This is a genomic window from Streptomyces sp. NPDC001617, assembly GCF_053596855.1.
Genome location: NZ_JBSFHA010000083.1, coordinates 1 through 16,252, shown reverse-complemented (window position 1 = coordinate 16,252; position 16,252 = coordinate 1). Strand labels below are relative to the sequence as shown.

Below are 16,252 nucleotides of genomic sequence, written 5' to 3'. Positions count from 1 at the left end.
GCTCGTTACACGGTGTCACTGGAACCGGTCAGGAAGGTCCCGTAGTCGTCCAGCACCCGCAGCACCTCCGACTCCCCTGCCGGCGGCAGCTGGACCACGACCTCCTCGATGCCCAGTTCGGCGTAGTGCGCGAGCTTGCCCGGGGTCGGGAAGACGGCGTACGGGACGATCTGGAGGGCGCCCGGGTCGCGGCCCGCGTCCACCCAGGCGGTGCGCAGCACCGGCAGGGACTCGGTCAGGCCGCGGCCACCGATCGGGAGCCAGCCGTCGGCGTACTCGACGATGTGCGAGAAGAGCTTGGGGCCGGCCGCACCGCCGATGAGGGTGCGGGGACCGGTGACCGGGCCGCGCGGCTTCTGGACGGGTTTGGGGAAGGCGGAGGAGGCCCGCACGCTCTGGCCGAACTCCCCTTCGTACGCCGTCGGTTCCTCCGTCCACAGCGCGCGCATCAGCGCCATGCGGTCCCGCACCAGCTCCCGCCGGGTACGCCACTCGACCCCGTGGTCAGCGGCCTCCTCGACGTTCCAGCCGAAGCCGAGGCCGAGGGTGAAGCGGCCGCCGGAGAGGTGGTCGAGGGTGGCGATCTGCTTGGCGAGGTCGATCGGGTCGTGCTGGGCGACCAGCGTGATACCGGTGCCGAGGGCGAGCCGCTCGGTCACCGCGGCGGCCTGGCCGAGGGCGACGAAGGGGTCGAGGGTGCGGCCGTACTCGGGCGGGAGCTCGCCGCCCGCCGGGTACGGGGTCGTCCGCTCGACCGGGATGTGGGTGTGCTCGGGCAGGTACAGGCCGGCGAAACCGCGCTGCTCCAGCTCACGGGCGAGCCGGGTCGGGGCGATGGTCTCGTCCGTGAGGAAGATCGTTACGGCGATTCGCATGACCCATCTGTACCGGGGCCGAGGCCAGATGTCCATACCGACCAGTCGGCATCTCGGGTGTCTTTATTGACCTTCATTCGTGTACATGACATAGAGAGGTGCCAATTCCCTCCCCTTTCGCGGGAGTTCATGCCCGCACCCGAGAGTGAGCCGCATGTGTGAGGACGCGCACGGCATCGGACGACGCGCTCTGTTCGTGACGGGCGCGGCCGCCGCGCTTACGTTGGGAAGCGTGAGCTTCGCAGCGGCGGACGAACAGGACCCGGGCAGCCAGGAGACCAGGACCGTACGCGGCACCCTGCCCACCGGATCGCCGGACTTCGTGTACGTACCCGTCGAAGTCCCGTCCGGCGTACGGGAGATCAGGGTCGCCTACACCTACGACAAGCCGGCCGTCCCGGCCGGCACCCAGGGCAACGCCCTCGACATCGGTATCTTCGACGAACGCGGCACCGAGCTCGGCGGCCATGGCTTCCGGGGCTGGTCGGGCGGGGCGCGCGCGGAGTTCTTCGTCCGGGCGGACGACGCGACGCCGGGATATGTGCCGGGGCCCGTACGGCAGGGGACCTGGCACGTGGCACTCGGACCGTACACGGTGGCGCCGCAGGGGCTGTCGTACGAACTCACGATCACGCTGACATACGGCGACCCCGGCGAGACCCCGCGGCCGGTGTACCCGCCCTCGCGCGCCGCCGGCCGGGGCCGCGCCTGGTACCGCGGCGACTGTCACCTCCACTCCTGGTACTCCGACGGGCGCCGCACGCCCGCCGAGATCGCGTCACTCGCCCGCGCGGCGGGCCTGGACTTCATCAACTCCTCGGACCACAACACCCACTCCGCGCACCCGCATTGGGCCTCCGAGGCGGGCGACGACCTGCTGATCATGCTGGGCGAGGAGATCACGACGAGGAACGGCCATGTGGTCGCCCTCGGCACCGAGCCCGGCACCTTCGTCGACTGGCGCTACCGGGCCCGGGACAACCGCTTCGGCCGTTTCGCGCGCCTGATCCGCCGGGCCGGGGGCCTGGTGGTCCCGGCCCACCCCCACGCCACCTGCATCGGATGCGGCTGGAAGTTCGGGTTCGGGGAGGCGGACGCGGTGGAGGTGTGGAACGGCCCCTACACCCCCGACGACGAGGTGACCCTGGCTGAATGGGACAACCAGCTGGTGGCGTCGGTGCGGGAGGGACGGGCGTGGCTGCCGGCCATGGGCAACAGCGACGCGCACCGGGACCCGGACACGGTGGGCCTCCCCCAGACGGTCGTCCTCGCCGACGACCTCACCCGGGAGGCGATCCAGGAGGGCATCCGGACGGGCCGCTCGTACGTCGCCGAGTCGAAGAACGTGACGCTGTCCCTCACGGCGACGGGGGATCGGGGCCGGCACGCCGGGATCGGCGAGCGGTTGGAGGTCGACGCGGACGCCCCGGTCACGGTTCGGGTCGAGGCGTCGGGCGCACCGCGCTGCACGATCCGCCTGGTGACGGACGAGGGGTTGCTGCTGACCAGCGATCCACTGCCGGTGGCGGGCTCGGGGAGCGTGGAGTGGCGTACGACGCCTGCGTACGCAGCCTATGTACGGGCGGAGCTGAGGCACGAGGCGGCGGCGGGGCCGGTGCCGGGGGCCCTGGCGGGGTTCACCAATCCGGTGTTTCTGGGGCGGCGGTAGGCGGGGCGGACGGAGCCTCCTTCGAGAGCGTTGACGCCGGGTCTCCGCCACGCGGTTCGTCCTACTGTCAGGAAGGCGACGCCTGCGTCCACGTATCCACCACCCCCGCCGCCTTCACCGCCCTGATCGACCTGCTGAAGTCATCCTCCGTACGCTGAACCGGCCAGATCCGCCACCACTGCCGCATGATCCGTGGGCCATACCCCCTCCACCGGCCCGTCCCCCGCCCGCCGTACCGCCCGTACCGTCCCGATCCCGTCGGGGCCGGCCGGGCCGCCGACGAAGATGTAGTCGACTCGGGTGCGGGGGCCCAGGCCCGGATGCACGTACGGGTTCGCGGGGTCCCAGGTGGCGGACGGGGTCGTCGGGTCGGCGTACTCCCAGGCGTCGAACAGGACCTGGCCGGGGACGACCGGTGCCGTTCTGGTGCCGCTGAGCAGGCGGATCTCGTCCGAGTCGGGTGCGGCGTTGAAGTCGCCGGTGACGACGGGCGGGAAGTCGGTGCCCGAGCGATGGGCGGCGACGAACTCGGCGAGGGCGGTGACCTGTTGGCGGCGTACGGCGGAGGCGTCGAGCGGGGACGTCAAGTGGACGGTGAAGAAGGGGACTTGGTGGCCCGGGGTGTCGAGGCGGGCGTAGAGGGCGAGCCGTCCGTCGTCGAGGTCGGCCGGCGTCGGCAGTCGCAGCACCTCTCGCCGCACGACTGGCCAGCGGCTCAGTACCGCGTTGCCGACCTCGACGCCCGGCTCGCCGATCCGCCGCTGCCAGCGCTCGGATGCGGGCGAGGCGGCCCAGGTCCAGTGCAGGCCCAGCTCACCTGCGAGCCACTCGGCGAGGTTCTCGCCGTCGGCGGCCCACACCTCCTGCAGGCCCACCACATCGGGCCGCAACTCGCGCAACACGGCCAGGATCGCCTTCTGCCGCTCCCGCCACGGCCCGAACCGCCACCACAGATTCCAGGTCACCACACGCATGGACCCACCGTCTCTCCTCGGGGCACCGTGAGAGATATTGAAGACCACCGTCACCGCAGCAGGACAGGAGTCCCGGAGACCATGCCGTCCCGCCCCCGCCACTCGGAGACCAAGTACCGCCTCGCCACGGCGTTCCAGCGTCGGCTCAACCCACTCATGCGCCGCCTTCCCCTCCAGACCGTGCTGGAGACCACGGGCCGCACCTCCGGCCTGCCCCGCCGTACCCCGGTCGGCGGGCGTCGGGTCGGGGACTCGTTCTGGCTGGTGTCGGAGTTCGGGGAGCGTTCGCAGTACGTGCGCAACATCCAGGCCGACCCACGGGTGCGGGTCCGGCTGCGAGGGCGCTGGCACACCGGCACGGCGCATCTCCTGCCGGACGACGACCCGGTCGCCCGGCTGCGGAAGCTGCGCTCGCTGAACAGTGTGGCGGTGCGGACGATCGGGGCGGGCTTGCTCACGGTGCGGGTGGATCTGGACGGTGGCGGGTCGTCGCCCCAGCCCTAGGGCCGGTTCAGCCCGCCGCCGTAGGACCGCTCAGTCCGCCGCCGCCCGCTCCCCGGCCGGGCGCCTGCGCAGGGCCGGCTCGGTCAGGGACGGCGGCTGCCAGACGCCGTCGGCCCGGTAGAGGTCGGTGCCGGGTGCCACGATCTCGTCGATGCGGTCGAGTGTCGCGTCGTCGAGCAGCAGGTCGGCTCCCGCGAGCAGCGAGGTGAGCTGGTCCATGGTGCGCGGGCCGATGATCACCGAGGTGACGGCCGGGTGGACCAGGGGGAAGGCGACGGCCAGTTCCGGCAGCGTGCAGCCCAACTCCGCCGCCAGACCGACCAGTTGCTCCACCGCCGCGAACTTCGCGGGGTTGCCCGGAGCGTCGGGGTCGAAGCGGTGCGGGGTGAGCTTGGCGCGGCCGGTGGTGAGGTCGACCGGCCGGCCCGCGCGGTAGGCGCCGGACAGGAACCCCGAGGCCAGCGGTGACCAGGTCAGCACGCCCATGCCCAGGCGCTGCGCGGTGGGCAGCACGGCCCGTTCGATGCCGCGCGCGAGGATCGAGTACGGCGGCTGCTCCGTGCGCATCCGCATCAGTCCGCGCCGCTCCGCCACATGGTGGGCCTCGACGAGTTCCTCGGCGGGGAACGTGGAGCAGCCGAACGCCCGGATCCTGCCCGCCCGCACCAGGTCGCTGAGGACGGACAGCGTCTCCTCGATGTCCGTGGTGTGGTCGGGGCGGTGCACCTGGTAGAGGTCGATCCAGTCGGTGTCCAGGCGCCGCAGACTGTCCTCGACGGCCCTGACGATCCAACGCCGCGAGTTTCCGCTGCGGTTGCGGCCCTCGCCCATCGGGAAGTGCACCTTCGTGGCGAGCACGACGTCGTCCCGCCGCCCCTTCAACGCCTTGCCGACGATCTCCTCGCACTCACCGGCCGAGTACATGTCGGCGGTGTCCACGAAGTTGATGCCGGCGTCGAGCGCGGCATGGATGATCCGCGCGCCGTCCTCGTGGTCGGGGTTGCCGACGGCACCGAACATCATCGTGCCGAGGCAGTGGGTGCTGACCTCGATGCCGGTCTTGCCGAGGACGCGGTAGCGCATGCCGGTACTCCGTCGCGGGCGGGGGTGGGTCGGGAGCGTCAGCCTAGGACTTGGAGTGCACTCGACGGCAAGGGCCCGAGCGGCTACGCCTGTTCAGCAGGCCCGAGCGTCACCCCGGCCACACGATCGCCTGCACCTCGCTGTACGCATGGAGGGCGTACACACCGACGTCCCGCCCCACCCCGCTCTTCTTGAACCCGCCGAACGGCGCCTCCATGTTCCGTCCGACGGTGTTGATCCCCACCCCGCCGGCCCTCAGTCGCCGCGCCACCCGGAAGGCACGGGCCACGTCCCCCGACCAGACGTAGTCGATGAGCCCGTAGTCGCTGTCGTTGGCGAGGGCGATCCCCTCTTCCTCCTCCTCGAAGGGGACGACCACGACCACCGGGCCGAAGATCTCCTCCCGGGCCACCCGCATGTCGTGACGGCAGTCCGCGAGGAGCGTGGGGGCGACATAGAAACCGTGGTCGTACGGCGGCCGTTCACCGCCCGCGACCACCACCGCGCCTTCCTTGCGGCCCAGTTCGACGTACGACTCCACCCGCTCCCGGTGCGCCGCCGAGATCACCGGCCCGACGACCGTGCCCGGCTCCCGCGGGTCGCCCACCTTCAACCGCCCGGCATACGCGGCCAGTTGCTCGACCAACCGCTCGTACACGCCCCGCTGCGCCAGCACCCGGGTGGGCGCCGTACAGATCTGCCCGCTGTAGAAGGAGAAGGTCGTCCCGATCCCCGCCACGGCCGAACCGACATCCGCGTCGTCGAAGACGACCGCCGCGCCCTTCCCGCCCAGCTCCATCAACTGCCGCTTCAGGGACCGCCCGCACACCTCGCCGATCCGCCGGCCGACCGCCGTCGACCCGGTGAAGCTCACCATGTCGACGTCGGGAGAGTCGACCGCGGTCTCCCCGACCTCCACCGACTGCCCGGAGACGACGTTCACGACCCCCGGCGGCGCACCCGCCGCCTCCAGGGCCTCCGCCATCCGGTAGACGGACAACGGATCCTGCGGGGCCGGCTTCACGACCACCGTGTTGCCCATCGCCAGGGCGGGCGCGACCTTGCCCGCCGGATTGGCCCACGGGTTGTTGTACGAGGTGATGCAGGTGACGACCCCGACGGGCTGGCGCACGGCCAGCGCGCCCATGACCCCCGCCTTGCCCATCGGCCCGGCCTCGTTGATCTGGGGCGGTATCGCCCACTCGGCGGGCTCCACGCGCGCGTACCGCCGGAAGCGGGCCGCACCCACCCCGACCTGCATCGCCCGCGCCGTCCCGGTGGTGGCGCCCGTCTCCGCCTGCGCCAGCTCCGCGTACGGCGCGAAGTGACCGGCGATGATCTCCGCCGCCCGGCCCAGCACGGCCGCCCGCTCCTCCGGCGAGGTCCTCGACCACGGCCCGAAGGCCTCGCGGGCCGCGGCACAGGCCGCGTGCACCTGATCCCGCGAGGCCTCCGGAGCCCACCCGACGGTCTTCTCGGTCGCCGGGTCGGTGACGGCGTAGTGCCCGCCGTCCGGCTCGACCCACCGCCCGCCGATGAACAGCCGCTGACCGTCGGCGACTTCGGTCAGCCCCGTCACCTGGTGCTCACCGTCCGCGTGTCCCGCCCGGAGCGCAGCACCTTCCCGGGCACCGCCCCGCTCACCACGTCGTCCCGGATCGCCTCGACCCCGTTGACCCAGACGGCCCGCACCCCGATCGCCTTGGCGTCCAGCCGCGGACTGTCACCCGGCAGGTCGTGCACCAGGGTGGCCGTACCCGCGTCGATCCGCTCCGGGTCGAAGAGCACCAGATCCGCATGGAAGCCCTCCCGCACACGGCCCCGCTCCCGCAGGCCGAACAGCTGCGCCGGATCGTCGGTCAGCATCTTCACCGCCTGCTCCAGGCCGACCAGCTTCCGGCGCCGCAGACAGTCGCCGAGGAAGCGGGTGGTGTACGGCGCCCCGCACATCCGGTCCAGATGCGCCCCGGCGTCCGACCCGCCGAGCATCACGTCCTCGTGCTGCCAGGTCTCGGCCCGCAGCGCCCAGGAGGCGGGGTCGTTGTCGGTGGGCATCGGCCACAGGACCGTACGGAGGTCGTCGGCGGCGCAGATCTCGACCAGACAGTGGAAGGGGTCCTGCCCCCGCTCCGCCGCGATGTCCCGCACCACCCGCCCGCTCAGCCCACGGTTCGCCTCGCTGTACGTGTCCCCGATGACGTACCGCCCGAAGTTCGCGAGCCGCCGGAAGACACCGGCCTCCTTGGACTCGGCACGCCTCAGCATCTCCGCCCGTACGTCCGCGTCCCGCAGCTCGGCGATCCGCTCGGGTACGGGGAGGCCGAGGATCGGTCCCCACCCGGGGATGAGGTTCAGCGCGCAGAAGGTACCGAGCGACATGTTCATCGGCGTCAGGATCGGCATGGTGAGGGCCACCACCCGCCCGCCCGCCTTCCGCGCCTGCTCACTCGCGAACAACTGCCGGGGCACCCGCTCCGGGACGGACGCGTCGACGGTCAGCACGTTCCAGTTCAGGGGCCGTCCGGCCGCCGCGCTCATCTCCGCGAACAGCTCGATCTCGGCGTCGCTGAACTGGTCGAGACAGCCCGCGACGATCGCCTCGATCTGCGTGCCCTCGTGCTCGCCGACGGCCCGGGAGAGGGCCAGCAGTTCGGCCGGTTTCGCGTGCCGGGAGGCGACCGGCTGTCCGTCGCCGTCGGAGTGCGTACGCGACTGGGTGGTGGAGAAGCCCCAGGCGCCGGCGTCCATCGCCTCATGCAACAGCCGTACGATCGCGGCGAGTTGCTCGTCGGTCGGCTGTCCGCCCACCGCGTCGGGCCCCATCACGTACCGGCGCAGGGCGCAATGCCCCACCATGAAGCCCGCGTTGACGGCGATGCGGCCCTCAAGGGCATCCAGGTACTCCCCGAAGGAGTTCCAGCTCCAGGGCGCCCCCTCCTCCAGTGCCACCAGCGACATGCCCTCGACCTTGGACATCATCCGGCGCGTGTAGTCGGCGTCCTCGGGACGGGAGGGGTGGAGCGGCGCGAGCGTGAACCCGCAGTTCCCGGCCGCGACCGTCGTCACGCCGTGGTTGAGGGAGGGGGTCGCGTACGGGTCCCAGAACAGCTGGGCGTCGTAGTGGGTGTGCGGATCGACGAACCCGGGCGCGAGGACGAGCCCCGTGGCGTCCTCGGACGTCCGGGCCTGTTCGGTGACGCTGCCGATGACGGCGATACGACCGTCCCGGATGCCGACGTCGGCGGTGCGGGCGGGCGCGCCCGTCCCGTCGACGACGGTCGCGCCCTTGATGAGGTGGTCGAGCATCTGACCGAACCTCCTTATACAGACTGCCGGAACCGGGTCGTCCGATGCACCGGATCCGTGTCGATCTTCGGAATCACGTGCTCCCCGATGAGACGGATCGTCTGCAGGGTCTCCTCCTTCGGCACCCCCACCGGCAACCCGAAGCTCAACTGGTCCGCCCCCGCCTGCTCCCACCGCTTGCACTGGGTGAGCACCTCGTCGGGGTCACCGCAGATCAACAGCTCTTCCTCGATGAGCAGTTCGACGAACTCGGGGGTGTACTCCGGCAGCGTCTCCGGCCACACCGGGAACCCTTCCGGCCGCGGGAACGTGTCGTGGTACCGGAAGACGAGCGACGGCAGATAGTGCAGCCCGCCGTTGGTCGCGATCCGTATCGCCTCGTCGTGCGTCGGCGCGCAGATGGCCGTCGTCGTCACCATCACGTTGTCGTTGACGAACTCCCCGACCGGCTCCGCGTTCACGACCGCCGTCTTGTACTGCTCCAGCACCCACTCCATGTCGGAGACCTTCTGGATGCTGAAGCCGAGCACGCCCAGCCCCTTCCTCGCGGCCATCGCGTACGACGGCGGCGACCCGGCCGCGTACCACATCGCCGGATGGGACTTCCCGTACGGCTTCGGCAGGACCTTCCGCGGCGGCAGCTGCCAGTGCTTGCCCTGGAAGCCGACGTACTCGTCCTGCATCCACATCTTCGGGAACTCGGCGATGGTCTCTTCCCAGATCTCCTTGGTGTAGTTCATGTCGGTGATGCCGGGAAGGAAGCCGAGGATCTCGTGCGAGCCGGCGCCGCGGCCGGACCCGAACTCGAAGCGGTTGCCGGTGAGATGGTCGAGCATGGCGACCTTCTCGGCGACCTTCACCGGGTGGTTGACCTGGGCGAGGGGGTTGAAGATCCCGGAGCCGAGGTGGATGCGCTCGGTGGCGTGCGCCAGATAGCCCAGGAAGACGTCGTTGGCGGAGAGGTGCGAGTACTCCTCCAGGAAGTGGTGCTCGGACGCCCAGGCGTACTTGAAGCCCGACTTGTCCGCCTGGATGACGTACTCGGTCTCCTCCATCAGCGCCTTGTGCTCGGCGAGCGGATCGGTCTCGGCGCGCTTGCCCACGTATCCCTGTACAAAGAGCCCGAATTCCAAGGCGGTTCACCGTCCCCGGTACTGGATGTTTTTCTGACACACCGTCAGTTTCGATGGGCAGACTGTCGCACCACCCGCATGGAGGGTCAATAGCTGATGGCTAGTCAGATTCCGGGGTTCAGACAATGCTGACCCCCGCCAGCCACCCTCCGTCGATCACGAACGGCTGCCCGGTGATGTACGACGAGTCCTCGCACGTCAGGAACAGCGCGAGCCGGGCCACCTCGGCCGGCTGCCCGATCCGCCCGAGCGGCACGAGCTTGCGGTACAGCTCGTCCAGCGCCCGGCCGGTCTCCTCCGCGTCGGCCTCCGGGTCCAGCTGCGCCGGGTTGGACATCGCGGTGTCGATGGCGCCGGGGCACATGGCGTTGACGCGGATGCCCCGGTGCGCGAGCTCCAGGGCGGCGACGCGGGTCAGGCCGAGGATGGCGTGCTTGGTGGCGGCGTACGTGCCGACGGCCGCCATGCCCGTCACGGCCGTGTAGGACGCCGTGTTGACGATGGTGCCGCCGTCCTCCATCGCGGGGGCGACGCTCCTGATGCCCAGGAAGCAGCCGACCTGGTTGACCCGTACGACCTGCATGAACTCGTCGAGGGGCGTGTCGACCAGGGAGTTGAAGCGCAGGATGCCGGCGTTGTTGACGAGGCCGTCGATGCGGCCGTGGGCGTTCTTGACCGTGGCCACGGCCGACCGCCACTGCTCCTCCTCGCCGACGTCGAGGTGGACGTACCGCCCGCCGATCTCCTTCGCGAGGGCCTCTCCCTGCTCGTCGAGGACGTCCGCCACGACGACCTCGGCCCCCTCCGCTCTGAACAGGCGGGCCTCCTGCTCCCCCTGCCCGCGTGCCGCACCGGTGACGATGACGACACGTCCGTCCAGCTTGCCCATGCCGTACTCCTTAGAGGTGAGGGGCTATGTCCGCCCCGAACGCGGCCATCTGGTCGGTGAGTTCGGCGCGGCTGCGGCAGCGGAACCGCACCTGGATCTGGTGCACGCCCATCGCGCGATAGGCGCGGAGGGACTCGGCGATCCGCTCCGGGGCGCCGGTGAGGGTGCGGCGGCCCACCTCCCAGGTGGGGGTGGACAGGTAGAGGGGCTCGGTGATGGCGCCGATGGTCAGCGGATCCGAGAGGCCGGCTTCCGCGCGCAACCGCTTGAGCTCGGCGATCTGGTCGGGCAGGCGGTCGCGCGGGTCTCCCTGCGGCAGCCAGCCGTCCCCCTTCAGCGCGGCCCGGCGTACGGCGGCGGGCGAGGAGCCGCCGACCCAGAGCGGGACGTGCTGCTGGGCCGGCCTGGGGCGCTGACCCAGCCCCTCGAAGTCGTAGCGCTTGCCGTGGTGTTCGGGGAACTCCTCCGGCCCGAGCGCCGCCCGCAGCGCGTCGATCGCCTCGTCGAGCACGGCCCCGCGCTGTTCGAAGTCCACGCCGAGCGCCTCGAACTCCTCCTGGACATGCCCGGCCCCGACCCCGAGGACCAGCCGGCCGCCACTCAGGTGATCGAGGGTGGCGTACTGCTTGGCGGTCAGGAGCGGGTGCCGCAGCCCCACGACCGCGACATGGCTGAGCAGCCGCACCCGCTCGGTCACCCCCGCCAGGAAGGCGAGGGTGGCGACGGGGTCGTACCAGACCGTGCTCATCGCGGAGGCGAGGCGGCGCGGGATGGCGACGTGGTCGCAGCTCGCGAGGTAGTCGAAACCGGCCCGGTCGGCGACGCGGGCGATCTCGGCGAGGTCGTCCGGGCCCGCGCCGGCCTCCCAGGGCTCGGCGTAGAGGGTGCTCTGGGACTGGACGGGCAGCTGCATGCCGTACGACAGAGGGGTGGCACTCATGGCCGCCAGAGCCCTTCGGGGGTCAGGCCCAGCAGGTCGATGGCGTTGCCCCGGACGATCCGCTCCACGACCTCCGGCTCCAGATGCCCCATCTGCGCCTCGCCGACCTCCCTCGACTTCGGCCACGTCGAGTCGGAGTGGGGGTAGTCCGTCTCGTACAGGACGTTGGCGAGGCCGATCGAGTCGAGGTTCCTCAGCCCGAAGGCGTCGTCGAAGAAGCAGCCGTAGACGTGCTCGGCGAACAGCTCGGACGGCGGCCGGTGCACCTTGTCGGCGACGCCGCCCCAGCCCCGGTTCTCCTCCCACACGACGTCGGCGCGCTCGAGGATGTACGGAATCCAGCCGATCTGGCCTTCCGCGTACATGACCCTGAGGTTCGGGAAGCGCTCGAACTTGCCGCTCATCAGCCAGTCGACCATCGAGAAGCAGCAGTTGGCGAAGGTGATCGTCGACCCCACGGCGGGCGGTGCGTCCTTCGACGTCGACGGCATACGGCTGCTGGAGCCGATGTGCATGGCGATGACCGTGCCGGTCTCGTCGCAGGCGGCGAGGAAGGGGTCCCAGTCGTCGGAGTGGACGGAGGGCAGGCCGAGGTGCGGGGGTATCTCGGAGAAGGCGACGGCCCGGACGCCCCGGGCGGCATTGCGCCGGACCTCGGCGGCGGCCAGCTCGGCGTCCCAGAGGGGGATGAGGGTGAGGGGTATCAGGCGTCCCTGGGCGTCCGGGCCGCACCACTCCTCCACCATCCAGTCGTTGTACGCCTGGACGCACAGCAGCCCCAGCTCGTGGTCCTTGGCCTCGGTGAAGGTCTGGCCGCAGAAGCGGGGGAAGGTGGGGAAGCAGACGGCGGACTGGACGTGGTTGACGTCCATGTCGGCGAGGCGCTGCGGGACGTCGTAGGAGCCGGGCCGCATCTGCTCGTACGTGATGACCTCCAGCTTGATCTCGTCGCGGGAGTAGCCGACGGCGGTGTCGAGCCGGGTGAGGGGGCGCTGGAGGCCCTCGTACAACCACCAGTCACCCAGCGGGCCGTCATCTCCCGGTGCGCCCATGACCGGGCGGAAGCGGCCGCCGAGGAAGCTGATCTCCTTCAGCGGGGCGCGGACGATGCGGGGGCCGACGTCCGCGTACTTCTTCGGGAGCCGGTCCTGCCAGACGCGGGCGGGCTCCACGGTGTGGTCGTCGACGGAGATGATCTGAGGGAACGTCAGGTCGGTGTCCATGGCGCTCACGGTAGCGCCGATCTGACGACCCGTCAGCTACGTGGTGGCGGGCTGTTTTCCGCTCGCCGATGTCTCACTCCCTGTGCGGAAGTGTGCGAAGACGAGGTGAGAGCCTTGTGATATACCGCGAGTCTGGCTGTGACCGTCCCCTCCACAGCTGACGCAACCACGAGGGACAGGGCAAACTGGCGGGGTTGCTCAATGTGTCTAGGGGGACGGCGATGGTCGACCGTGTACCGCGGGTGCCGGAGCAGAGGCGTGTGGCCTCCGCCTCGGAGCCGGCGGCGCTGCGCTTCGGCGTGCTCGGTCCGGTGCGTGCCCGGCGCGGGGACGAGTCGCTGAGCACCGGCTCCCCGCAGCAACGCGCCCTGCTGGCCGCCCTGCTGCTGCGCGAGGGCCGGACGGCCACCGCGGGCGAGCTGATCGACGCCCTGTGGGGCGAGGACCCGCCCTCGCAGGCGCTGGCGGCGGTACGGACGTACGCCTCCCGGCTGCGCAAGGTCCTGGATCCCGGGGTCCTGGTGAGCGAGTCCGGCGGCTACGCGATCCGCGGTCTCGGCGAGGGCGCCTTCGACCTGGCGGTCGCGCACGACCTGGCCGCGGAGGCGGAGAAGGCGAAGAACGCCGGGGATCTCTGCCATGCCCGTGAGGTGCTGGGGCGGGCGCTGGCCCTGTGGGACGGCGAGACGCTGGCGGGCGTACCGGGCCCGTACGCGGAGGCACAGCGGGTCCGTCTGGAGGAGTGGCGGCTCCAGTTGTTGGAGTCGCGGCTCGACATGGACCTGGAGCAGGGGTGCCATGCGGAGGCGGTGTCCGAACTGACGGCGCTGACCGCCGCCCACCCTCTGCGCGAGCGCCCGCGCGAACTGCTCATGCTGGCGCTGTACCGCAGCGGCCGGCAGGCGGAGGCCCTGGCCGTGTACGCCGACACACGCCGTCTCCTCGCCGACGAACTGGGCGTCGACCCGCGCCAGGGCCTGCGCGAGCTGCACCAGCGCATCCTCCAGGCGGACCCCGGCCTCGCGGAACCGTCGGCACCGGTGGCGGAGCCCGCTGTCGTACAGGTCCGCCCCGCCCAACTCCCGGCCACGGTCCCGGACTTCACCGGCCGCACCGCCTTCGTACGCGAACTCGGCGAGGTCCTCTCCTCCGCCGAGGGCCGCGTGATGGCCGTGTCGGCACTGGCGGGCATCGGAGGTGTCGGGAAGACGACACTGGCGGTGCATGTGGCGCACCAGGCGCGATCGGCCTTCCCGGACGGGCAGTTGTACGTCGACCTGCAGGGAGCGGGGTCACGGGCGGCGGAGCCGGAGACGGTGCTGGGGTCCTTCCTGCGTGCGCTCGGCACGGCCGACTCGGCGATCCCCGACTCCCTGGAGGAGCGGTCGGCGCTGTACCGGTCCGTCCTGGACGGCCGCCGGGTCCTGGTCCTGCTGGACAACGCCCGGGACGCGGCCCAGATACGTCCGCTGCTGCCGGGGACGGAGGGCTGCGCGGCGCTGGTGACGTCGCGGGTGCGGATGGTGGACCTGGCCGGGGCGCACCTGGTGGACCTGGACGTGATGTCCCCGGACGAGGCGTTGTCCCTGTTCACGAAGATCGTGGGCGAGGAGAGGGTGGCCAGCGAGCGCGAGGCGGCCCTGGATGTCGTGGGGGCGTGCGGCTTCCTGCCGTTGGCGATACGGATCGCCGCGTCCCGCCTCGCGGCCCGCCGCACCTGGACGGTCTCCGTCCTGGCGGCGAAGCTGGCGGACGAGCGGCGGCGGCTGGACGAACTCCAGGCCGGTGACCTGGCGGTGAAGGCGACCTTCGAGCTGGGCTACGGCCAGCTGGAGCCCGCCCAGGCACGGGCGTTCCGCCTCCTGGGCCTGGCGGACGGGCCGGACATCTCCCTCCCGGCGGCAGCGGCGGTGCTCGACCTCCCGGTGGAGGAGACGGAGGACCTGCTGGAGTGCCTGGTCGACACGTCGTTGCTGGAGTCGGCGGCGCCGGGTCGCTACCGCTACCACGACCTCGTACGGCTCTACGCGCGCGCATGCGCGGAACGGGACGAGCGGCCGCCGAGCGAGCAGGAGGCGGCGCTGTCGCGGTTGCTGGACTTCTATCTGGCCACGGCTGCCGGGGTCTATCTGATCGAACGGCCCGGCGACCGGCTGGTGGAGCACCTGGTGCGCCCCGAGTATCCGGGGCTGACCTTCTCCGACCGGCACGCGGCGCAGGACTGGCTGTACGCGGAGGCGGTCCCGCTCCTGGCCTGCGTACGGCAGTCCGCGCGGGGCGGCTCGCTGCGGCGCGCCGTCGACGTCCTGTGGGCCGCCGTCGACCTGGCGGAGTCGGGGACCAACTCCAAGGAGTACGAGGCGGTCGCGGTGCTGCTGAGGGAGGCGGCCCGGGAGGCCGTGGATCCTCGCACCGAGGGCCGGGCGCTCATGGCGCTGGCTTTCGTCCACCACATCTCCGGCACCAAGTTCGACGCGGCTGTCCAGGAGGCCGACCAGGCCACCGAGTCGGCCGAGGCCGCCGACGATCCGCTGACCGGCTGTTGGGCCGCCAACGTCGGCGGGGCGATCGCGATGTACCAGAACCGGTACGACGACGCCGAGGCCCACTTCACCCGCGCCATCGAGCACTTCCGCACGCTCGGGGACCGCCCGGGCGAGGCGAGTGCCCTGTGCAACCTGTCGCGCGCGCATCTGGCCACCGGCCGGGCGGAGAGCGCGGTGACGTTGGCCCGGCAGGGCACGGCCATGTACGACGACATGGGGCACGACCTGAAGGGGGCCAACGGCCGGTACGCGCTGGGCCTCGCCCTCACGCGCAGCGGGCAGCTGGCCCAGGCCACGGAATGCCTCCAACAGGCACTCGGTGTCTTCCGGGACAGCCGGCAGCACCTCTGGGAGGGCATGACGATCTTCCGTCTCGCCGAACTCGACCTCACGGCCCGGCGTCCCGCACAGGCGGCGTCGAACGCGGAGGCGGCGTTGACCCTGTTGCGGGGCATCGGCGGGGAGTGGCGGCGCGGCAACGTCCTCACCGTCCTGGGACGCGCCCTCAACGGGATCGGCCAGCTCGACCGGGCGCAGGTGTGCTGGCGCGAGGCTCTGGAGATCTTCGAGGACCTCGGCGCGCCGGAGGCACACGAGGTCAGGAGCCTGCTGACGCCGACAGCGGTCGCCTGACGGAGCGACGGGACGCGCGTTCATCGTTCGTTTATCGCCGCCCGTCATGCTCATCTGTGCCGGGCCGTCGCGTCGGGGGGCAGACGGAACGGCACAGGGCCGGGACCTTGAGGTGAACCGGCCTCACGATCCGTCCGGCAGCCCTCGGGGGAGCTGCCGGACGGATCTCGTCCATCCACAGCACGACACTGCCAGGGGAGAGCACCAGATGAGCAACGAGAACACCACGGACAACGTCCATGTCACCGACGAGCCGGCCGAGGCCACCACGGACAACGTCCACGTCACGGACGAGCCGCTGACGGCGACGGCGACGGACACCGGCACCGTCACCACGGACAACGTCCACGTCACCGACAACCCCGCCTGACGCACTCCGACACGGGGATCGGCCGCGGCGGCTCGGAGGGGAGCCGCCTACCCCCTACGTCCCGCACTGCACGGCCCCGCCCGCCCCGCCCCGGGTCGGGACCGCTG

General features: G+C 71.4%; 13 protein-coding genes. 4 read left to right on the top strand and 9 right to left on the bottom strand.

Going from position 1 to position 16,252, the window contains the following annotated elements; translation table 11 throughout:
- Nucleotides 1-5: 5 nt before the first annotated feature.
- Complete coding sequence (locus tag ACWC09_RS41295) at nucleotides 6-875, bottom strand: LLM class F420-dependent oxidoreductase (protein ID WP_450856188.1); 870 nt, start codon at nucleotides 873-875, stop codon at nucleotides 6-8.
- Nucleotides 876-1,029: 154 nt separating this feature from the next.
- On the opposite strand from ACWC09_RS41295, the gene ACWC09_RS41290 reads away from it, so the two are divergent.
- Nucleotides 1,030-2,544: a CehA/McbA family metallohydrolase gene (locus ACWC09_RS41290; RefSeq protein WP_450856187.1), complete on the top strand. Its 1,515-nt coding sequence runs from the start codon at nucleotides 1,030-1,032 to the stop codon at nucleotides 2,542-2,544.
- 140 nt (nucleotides 2,545-2,684) lie between these two features.
- On the opposite strand, the gene ACWC09_RS41285 is transcribed toward ACWC09_RS41290, so the two are convergent.
- Nucleotides 2,685-3,518, bottom strand: a complete 834-nt coding sequence (locus tag ACWC09_RS41285) for an endonuclease/exonuclease/phosphatase family protein (RefSeq protein ID WP_450856186.1) — start codon at nucleotides 3,516-3,518, stop codon at nucleotides 2,685-2,687.
- 81 nt (nucleotides 3,519-3,599) lie between these two features.
- Here ACWC09_RS41285 and ACWC09_RS41280 point away from each other — a divergent pair, with 81 nt between their 5' ends.
- Nucleotides 3,600-4,022, top strand: a complete 423-nt coding sequence (locus ACWC09_RS41280; RefSeq protein WP_450856185.1) for a nitroreductase/quinone reductase family protein — start codon at nucleotides 3,600-3,602, stop codon at nucleotides 4,020-4,022.
- Nucleotides 4,023-4,052: 30 nt separating this feature from the next.
- Here the strand turns inward: ACWC09_RS41280 and ACWC09_RS41275 are convergent, their stop codons facing one another.
- The 7 genes from ACWC09_RS41275 to ACWC09_RS41245 all read right to left on the bottom strand — a co-directional run bounded on the left by ACWC09_RS41275 (nucleotide 4,053) and on the right by ACWC09_RS41245 (nucleotide 12,596).
- Complete coding sequence (locus ACWC09_RS41275) at nucleotides 4,053-5,105, bottom strand: aldo/keto reductase (protein WP_450856184.1); 1,053 nt, start codon at nucleotides 5,103-5,105, stop codon at nucleotides 4,053-4,055.
- A gap of 109 nt (nucleotides 5,106-5,214) precedes the next feature.
- Complete coding sequence (locus ACWC09_RS41270) at nucleotides 5,215-6,675, bottom strand: aldehyde dehydrogenase family protein (RefSeq protein WP_450856216.1); 1,461 nt, start codon at nucleotides 6,673-6,675, stop codon at nucleotides 5,215-5,217.
- Nucleotides 6,676-6,680: 5 nt separating this feature from the next.
- Nucleotides 6,681-8,411 (bottom strand): N-acyl-D-amino-acid deacylase family protein, encoded by a 1,731-nt coding sequence (locus ACWC09_RS41265; RefSeq protein ID WP_450856183.1) that lies wholly within the window; start codon nucleotides 8,409-8,411, stop codon nucleotides 6,681-6,683.
- A 14-nt stretch (nucleotides 8,412-8,425) separates the two neighbouring features.
- Nucleotides 8,426-9,544, bottom strand: coding sequence for an LLM class flavin-dependent oxidoreductase (locus tag ACWC09_RS41260; RefSeq protein ID WP_450856182.1), 1,119 nt, complete (start codon nucleotides 9,542-9,544; stop codon nucleotides 8,426-8,428).
- Between the two features lie 118 nt (nucleotides 9,545-9,662).
- Nucleotides 9,663-10,433, bottom strand: coding sequence for an SDR family NAD(P)-dependent oxidoreductase (locus tag ACWC09_RS41255; RefSeq protein WP_450856181.1), 771 nt, complete (start codon nucleotides 10,431-10,433; stop codon nucleotides 9,663-9,665).
- Between the two features lie 10 nt (nucleotides 10,434-10,443).
- Nucleotides 10,444-11,373, bottom strand: coding sequence for an LLM class F420-dependent oxidoreductase (locus ACWC09_RS41250; protein ID WP_450856180.1), 930 nt, complete (start codon nucleotides 11,371-11,373; stop codon nucleotides 10,444-10,446).
- A complete protein-coding gene (locus tag ACWC09_RS41245) occupies nucleotides 11,370-12,596 on the bottom strand; it encodes an amidohydrolase family protein (protein WP_450856179.1) in 1,227 nt (408 codons plus the stop codon). Before ACWC09_RS41245 ends, ACWC09_RS41250 begins: the two co-directional genes overlap by 4 nt.
- A 221-nt stretch (nucleotides 12,597-12,817) precedes the next feature.
- Here ACWC09_RS41245 and ACWC09_RS41240 point away from each other — a divergent pair, with 221 nt between their 5' ends.
- Together ACWC09_RS41240 and ACWC09_RS41235 are read left to right on the top strand one after the other, a co-directional pair.
- Nucleotides 12,818-15,775: a BTAD domain-containing putative transcriptional regulator gene (locus tag ACWC09_RS41240; RefSeq protein ID WP_450856178.1), complete on the top strand. Its 2,958-nt coding sequence runs from the start codon at nucleotides 12,818-12,820 to the stop codon at nucleotides 15,773-15,775.
- 208 nt (nucleotides 15,776-15,983) lie between these two features.
- A complete protein-coding gene (locus ACWC09_RS41235; RefSeq protein WP_450856177.1) occupies nucleotides 15,984-16,145 on the top strand; it encodes a hypothetical protein in 162 nt (53 codons plus the stop codon).
- The last annotated feature ends 107 nt before the right edge of the window (nucleotides 16,146-16,252 follow it).